This is a genomic window from Microbacterium mangrovi (assembly GCF_000802305.1).
Lineage (GTDB): Bacteria > Actinomycetota > Actinomycetes > Actinomycetales > Microbacteriaceae > Microbacterium > Microbacterium mangrovi.
Map to the genome: position 1 here is coordinate 108,575 of NZ_JTDK01000007.1, position 6,460 is coordinate 115,034.

4 protein-coding genes and 1 pseudogene are annotated in these 6,460 nt (G+C 69.0%); 2 read left to right on the forward strand and 3 right to left on the reverse strand.

What is annotated here, in order from left to right; genetic code table 11:
- Positions 1-39 precede the first annotated feature (39 nt).
- The 3 genes from LK09_RS09505 to LK09_RS09515 all read right to left on the reverse strand — a co-directional run bounded on the left by LK09_RS09505 (position 40) and on the right by LK09_RS09515 (position 4,529).
- Entirely contained in the window at positions 40-1,239 is a 1,200-nt protein-coding gene (locus tag LK09_RS09505) for a pyridoxal phosphate-dependent aminotransferase (protein ID WP_039398633.1), read from the reverse strand.
- Positions 1,240-1,333: 94 nt separating this feature from the next.
- Positions 1,334-2,926, reverse strand: coding sequence for an isocitrate lyase (locus LK09_RS09510; RefSeq protein ID WP_039398635.1), 1,593 nt, complete (start codon positions 2,924-2,926; stop codon positions 1,334-1,336).
- 28 nt (positions 2,927-2,954) lie between these two features.
- Positions 2,955-4,529 carry a malate synthase gene (locus LK09_RS09515; RefSeq protein ID WP_039398636.1) on the reverse strand — a complete coding sequence of 525 codons (1,575 nt, stop codon included), beginning with the start codon at positions 4,527-4,529 and terminating at the stop codon, positions 2,955-2,957.
- A gap of 131 nt (positions 4,530-4,660) precedes the next feature.
- Between LK09_RS09515 and LK09_RS09520 the strand changes: the two genes are divergently transcribed.
- Positions 4,661-6,103, forward strand: coding sequence for a helix-turn-helix domain-containing protein (locus tag LK09_RS09520; protein WP_039398638.1), 1,443 nt, complete (start codon positions 4,661-4,663; stop codon positions 6,101-6,103).
- A gap of 85 nt (positions 6,104-6,188) precedes the next feature.
- Positions 6,189-6,460 (forward strand): annotated as a pseudogene (locus tag LK09_RS09525) (hypothetical protein); the annotation flags it as partial.

Below are 6,460 nucleotides of genomic sequence, written 5' to 3' on the forward strand. Positions count from 1 at the left end.
CTCAGGAACCGCGAAGCGAGACGAAACGCGCCTCAGAGGTCAGGCGAACAGGCGCTGGAGGCGCTGGATGCCCTCGAGCAGCTGGTCGTCGCCGAGGGCGTAGGACAGACGCAGGTATCCGCTCGGGCCGAACGCCTCGCCCGGCACCACCGCGACCTCGGCCTCTTCGAGGATCAGGTCGGCGAGCTCGAGCGACGTGGTCGGCGTCTTGCCGGCCCACTCGCGGCCGAGCAGCCCGCGCACGTCGGGGTAGGCGTAGAACGCGCCGAGCGGGGTGGGGACGTCCAGGCCGTCGATCTTCGACAGCTCCGCGATGATCGTGCGGCGGCGGCGGTCGAACGCCTGGCGCATCTGCTCGGCTTCGTCCTGCGGGCCGTTGAGGGCGGCGACGGCGGCGAGCTGCGCGACGTTGTTCACGTTGCTGCACAGGTGCGACTGCAGGTTGGATGCGACCTTGATGGCGTCGGCGGGGCCCGACATCCAGCCCAGACGCCAGCCGGTCATCGCGTAGGTCTTCGCGACGCCGTTGACGAGGATCGTCTGCCCGGCCACCTCGGGGCACGCCTCGACGATCGAGATCGCGCGCGTGCCGTCGTAGACGAGGTTCTGGTAGATCTCGTCGCTGATGACCCAGATGCCGTGCTCGACGGCCCATTCGCCGATCGCGCGGGTCTCGTCCTCGGTGTAGACGGCACCGGTCGGGTTCGACGGGGATACGAAGACGACGGCGACGGTACGGTCGGTGCGGGCCTGCTCGAGCTGCTCGACCGTGACCTTGTACTCCTGGTCGGCCCCGGCGAAGACCTCCACGGGCACGCCGTCGGCGAGCTGGATCGCCTCCGGGTACGTCGTCCAGTACGGCGCCGGCAGCAGCACCTCGTCACCGGGGTTCACCACGGCCTGGAACGCCTGGTAGACGGCCTGCTTGCCGCCGTTGGTCACGACCACCTGCGACGGCGAGATCTCGAGTCCCGAGTCGCGCAGCGTCTTCGCGGCGATCGCCTCGCGCAGCACGGGGAGACCGGCGGCGGGCGTGTAGCGGTAGTTCTTGGGGTCGTGCATGGCCTCGATGGCGGCATCCACGATGAACTGCGGGGTGGCGAAGTCGGGCTCCCCGGCGGCGTACGAGATCACCGGGCGGCCGGCTGCCTGCAGGGCCTTCGCCTTGGCGTCGACCTTGAGGGTCGCGGACTCGGCGATGGCGGAGAGCTTGCGGGAGAGCGGGGCGCGTTCTGTCACGGTCCCAGCGTACCGGCGGGATGACGGCGCACAGCGGCCACTGTGTACGGCGAAGGGTCGCTCGCTGTACACAGTGGCCGCAGCTCGTTCCGGGTCAGAACTGATTCATCGTGTTGTGCTGGCCGCCGGCCTTCAGAGCGGCATCCCCGGCGAAGTACTCCTTGTGGTTGTCGCCGATGTCGCTGCCGGCCATGTTCTGGTGCTTGACCGTGGCGATGCCCTCGCGGATCTCGCGGCGCTGCACGCCCCGCACGTAGGCCAGCATCCCCTCGTCGCCGAAGTAGCCCTTCGCGAGGTCATCGGTCGACAGGGCCGCCGTGTGGTACGTCGGCAGCGTGATCAGATGGTGGAAGATCCCGGCGCGGGCCGAGCCGTCCCGCTGGAACGTGCGGATCTTCTCGTCGGCCAGGCGCGCCAGCTCGGTGTCGTCGTAGGCGACGCTCATCAGGTCGCCGCGGTCGTAGGCCGAGACATCCGCACCCTGCTCCCGGAGGGCGTCGTACGCCTGCTGGCGGAAGTTCAGCGTCCAGTTGAACGACGGGCTGTTGTTGTACACCAGCTTCGCGTTCGGGATCTCGGCGCGGATCGCGTCGACCATGCCGGCGATCTGCTCGACGTGGGGCTTCTCGGTCTCGATCCAGAGCAGGTCGGCGCCGTTGCGCAGCGAGGTGATGCAGTCGAGCACGACGCGTGCCTCGCCGGTTCCGGGCCGGAACTGGTAGAGGTTGCTGGCGAGGCGCTTGGGCCGGAGCAGCTTGCCGTCGCGCTTGATGACGACGTCGCCGTTGCCGAGGTCGGCATCCGAGATCTCCTCGACGTCGAGGAACGAGTTGTACTGGTCGCCGAGGTCGCCGGGCCGCTGCGTGACGGCGAGCTTCTGCGTGAGCCCGGCGCCGAGGGAGTCGGTGCGGGCGACGATGATGCCGTTGTCGATGCCGAGCTCCAGGAACGCGTAACGGACCGCGTTGATCTTGGCGATGAAGTCCTCGTGCGGAACCGTGACCTTGCCGTCCTGGTGACCGCACTGCTTCTCGTCGGACACCTGGTTCTCGATCTGGATGGCGCACGCGCCCGCCTCGATCATCTTCTTGGCCAGCAGGTACGTGGCCTCGGGGTTGCCGAAGCCGGCGTCGATGTCGGCGATGATCGGCACCACGTGGGTTTCGTAGGCGTCGATCTGGGACTGGATGAACTCCGCGCCCGTCTCGTCGCCGGCCGCGCGTGCCCGGTCGAGCTGGGTGAAGAGCAGATCGAGTTCGCGGGCGTCGGCCTGGCGGAGGAACGTGTAGAGCTCCTCGATGAGCGCCGGCACCGCGGTCTTCTCGTGCATCGACTGGTCAGGCAGCGGCCCGAACTCCGAGCGCAGGGCGGCGACCATCCATCCGGACAGGTACAGGTAGCGCTTGTTCGTGGACTTCAGGTGCTTCTTGATCGAGATCAGCTTCTGCTGCCCGATGAAGCCGTGCCAGACGCCGAGCGACTGGGTGTACACCGACGAGTCCGCGTCGTACTCGGCCATGTCGCGGCGCATGATGTCGGCGGTGTACTGCGCGATCTCCAGCCCCGTGCGAAAACGGTTCTGCGCCCGCATCCGGGCCACCGACTCGGGGTCGATGGCGTCCCAGCCGGAGCCGTTCTGCTCTTTGAGCACGCGGATGGCCTCGATGTCGTCGTTGTAAGAGGTCATTGTCCTGTTCCTTTTCTCTCGGGGCCGGTCACTCGGACTCGATCAGGTATCGGTTGTAGGCGGTCAGTGTCAGGAAGGCCGGGAAGTCCTCGCCGAGGGCCACTTCGCGGAAGAGCTCGACGGCGTCGGAGAAGCGGTCGGAGGGATGCCGGGCCACCTCGCTCAGCACCCGGTCGATGCTGCGCTCGATGAAGCCGCGGGTGATCGCGGTGCCGTCCTCGGTGGTCTGGCCCTGGTGCACCCACTGCCACACCTGCGCCCGCGAGATCTCGGCGATGGAGGCATCCTCCAGGCGGCCGTCGATGACGACCGAGCCGATGCCGCGCAGCCACGACTCCAGGTACCGGATCGTGGTGGACACGTTCTCGTGGACCCCTGCGGCGGTGATCGGCCGGCCGATGCGCACGTCGATCAGCTGCTGCGCCGTCACCTCGACGTCGCCCCGCTGGCGGTCGCGCTGGCTCGGGTTCGCGCCCAGGACGGCGTCGAACTCCGCTTCGGCGGCCGGCACGAGACGGGGGTTCGCGACCCACGTGCCGTCGAAGCCCTCCTCCGCCTCACGGCGCTTGTCGGCGGTGATGAGAGAGAGTTCGCCCGCGGCATCCCGCCCGTCGAGCACCGCCGTGGTGAGACCTCCGATGGCGTGCGCTCCGCGCCGGTGGCAGGTCGAGACCAGCAGTTCGGTGTACGCGTGCAGGAACGGCACCGACATCGTGACCTCGTTGCGGTCCGGCAGCACGAACCGCGCGCTGCGTCCGCGGTAGGCACGGATGATCGAGAACAGGTAGTCCCAGCGACCGGCGGTCAGTCCCGCGCAGTGGTCGCGCAGTGCGAAGAGGATCTCTTCCATCTCGAACGCGGCCGGCAGCGTCTCGATGAGCGCCATGGCGCGGATCGTGCCGTGCTCCAGGCCGAGGCGCTCCTCGGTGAAGGTGAAGACGTCGTTCCACAGGCGCGCCTCCTCCGCGCTCTCGAGCTTCGGCAGCGAGAAATACGGGCCGCGACCGGCGGCGATGAGGGCGTGCGCGTTGTGGTGGACGTACAGACCGAAGTCGACGAGCGCGCCGGATGCCTCGCGCCGGATGCCGGCCCGGTCGGTGTAGCGGACGTGGCGCTCCGGCAGGTGCCACCCGCGCGGGCGGAGCACGATCGTGGGGGCGCCGTCGCCCGGCTGCTGGTGGCGGATCGCGGCGGCGAGCGTGGACTGGGCGCCGGCGAGGTTGCGCCAGGTGGGCGAGGTGCCGTCCTCGAGGTCGGCGAGCCACACCTTCGCGCCGGAAGTCAGCGCGCGGCGGGTGGATGCCGTGTCGACCGGTCCGCTGATGATGACGCGGCGGTCCTCCAGGCCCGGGCCGGGGCCGGCCACCTGCCACTCGGCATCCTCGCGGATGTGGGCGGTGTCATCGGGGAACGCCGGGTCGTGGCCGTTGCCGATCCGGAAGTTCTGCCGCAGCCGGTCGGCGAGCCGGTCGCGGCGACGCCGGTCGAAGCGGTCGTGCAGCTCGGCGACGAAGGCAAGGGCGTCGGGGGTCAGGATGTGCGGGTGGTCCGCGGCGTTCGCACCCGACAGCTCGATGGTCGGGGAGTCGATGAGGAGAGTCATGATCGGATTCCTTCGTTCACGGTCGCTGCCGGGGTGGCTTGAGTCCACGATGGGTGAAGAATCCACCCCCGGATGACCGGATCGAATGTGAAGATTTGGCGATCTTCTGTTTCTGGGGAACAATCGGCTCCATGACAGAGCTCGACGAAGAGATCGACGCCCTCGCCCTCGGCCGCCGCATCCGGGGCCTGCGCACCGCGCGCGGCATGACCCTCGACGACCTCGCCGCGGCGATCGGCCGCGCGCCCAGCCAGTTGTCCATGATCGAGACCGGCAAGCGCGAACCGAAGCTCACGCTGCTGCAGGCGATCGCCCGCGCGCTGGGCGCGAGCCTCGACGACGTCCTCGAGGCGCAGCCGCTCGACGAGCGCGGCGAGGCTGAGCTCGCCCTCGAGCGCGCGATGAAGGGGCAGACGTTCCAGGCGCTCGGCATCGCCCCGTTCCGCATCGGCAAGACCGTGCCCACCGAGGCGCTGCAGGCGATGCTCGCCCTGCACCGGGAGATCGACCGGCTCCGCGACGAGCGCGCGGCGACCCCCGAGGAGGCGCGGCGTGCGAACGTCGAGCTGCGCCGCCTCATGCGGTCGAAGGACAACTACTTCGAAGACCTCGAGGCGCAGGCCCGGGGCATCCTCGACGCCATTGATCACCCGGGTGGTCCGCTCACCCAGCGCGGGGCTTCGGATATCGCTGCCCACCTGGGGTTCTCGATCCACTACGTGCCCGATCTCCCGCAGACCACCCGCAGCGTCGCCGACCTGCGCAACGGGCGTCTGTATCTGTCGAGCCGGCTGACTCGCTCGGACCCGCGCACGGCGGTGCTGCAGTCGCTGTCGAGCCAGATCCTCGGGCATGCGGAGCCGACCAGCTACGCCGACTTCCTGCGTCAACGGGTCGAGACGAACTATCTCGCGGGCGCCCTGCTCATGCCCGAGGCGCACGTCGTCCCGGTGCTGCAGGATGCCAAGAAGGACCGGGCGATCTCGATCGAGGATCTGCGCGACACGTACGCGGTGTCGTACGAGACCGCCGCGCACCGGTTCACGAACCTCGCCACGCGGCACCTCGGGCTCCGGGTGCACTTCCTGAAGGTGCACGAGTCGGGCACGATCACGAAGGCGTACGAGAACGACGACGTGAACTTCCCGACCGACCGCCTCGGGTCGATCGAGGGCCAGATGTGCTGCCGGAAGTGGACGTCGCGCGTGGTGTTCGACACCCCCGACAAGTTCAACCCGTACTACCAGTACACCGACACGGGCAACGGCACCTACTGGTGCACGGCTCGCGTGGAGGCATCCAGCGAAGGGGCGCACTCCGTCTCGGTGGGCGTGCGGTTCGACGACACGAAGTGGTTCCTCGGGCGCGACACCCCCAACCGAGGCGTTTCGAAGCACGCCGACGAGGTGTGCTGCCGCCGGGCGCCCGCAGAGCTCGAGGATGCCTGGCGCGCGGCATCCTGGCCGAACGTGCGCACGCCGCGCACACTGCTCGCGACTCTTCCGACCGGGGCGTTTCCCGGGGTGGATGCCACGGACGTCTACGAGTTCCTGCAGGCCCACGCCCCGGCGTGAGTCGAGGGCTCTTGCCTCGGATGTCAGTGAACATGCGTTCGAATAGGTGCTGGCTGGTGTCGTAGTTCTGTACTAGTGTGGGGGTATGGACGATCCGGTTGACTCGTGGCTTTCGGAGGAGGAGTGCGGGTGGGTGGCGCCGGTTCCGGATGCGCTGGATCTGGTGGCGGATGCGGACATGCTGGTGTGTGTGCGGGCCGCGGAGCGGTTGCAGCGGATCGAGTGGTACCGGCGGGAGGCGGTCGCGGACGCGGCACGGCATGGGCTGGGGCGGGATGTCGCGGAGCGGTCGGCCCGGTTGGAGTTGGCGTGCGTGCTGCGGATCGGGGAACACGCCGCGGGGGTGCTGCTGGGCCG

Bases quoted from the DNA above. Each gene is read 5' to 3' on its own strand.
- LK09_RS09520 (WP_039398638.1), top strand. From the start codon at position 4,661: ATGACAGAGCTCGACGAAGAGATCGACGCCCTCGCCCTCGGCCGCCGC.
- LK09_RS09515 (WP_039398636.1), bottom strand. From the start codon at position 4,529: ATGACTCTCCTCATCGACTCCCCGACCATCGAGCTGTCGGGTGCGAAC.
- LK09_RS09510 (WP_039398635.1), bottom strand. From the start codon at position 2,926: ATGACCTCTTACAACGACGACATCGAGGCCATCCGCGTGCTCAAAGAG.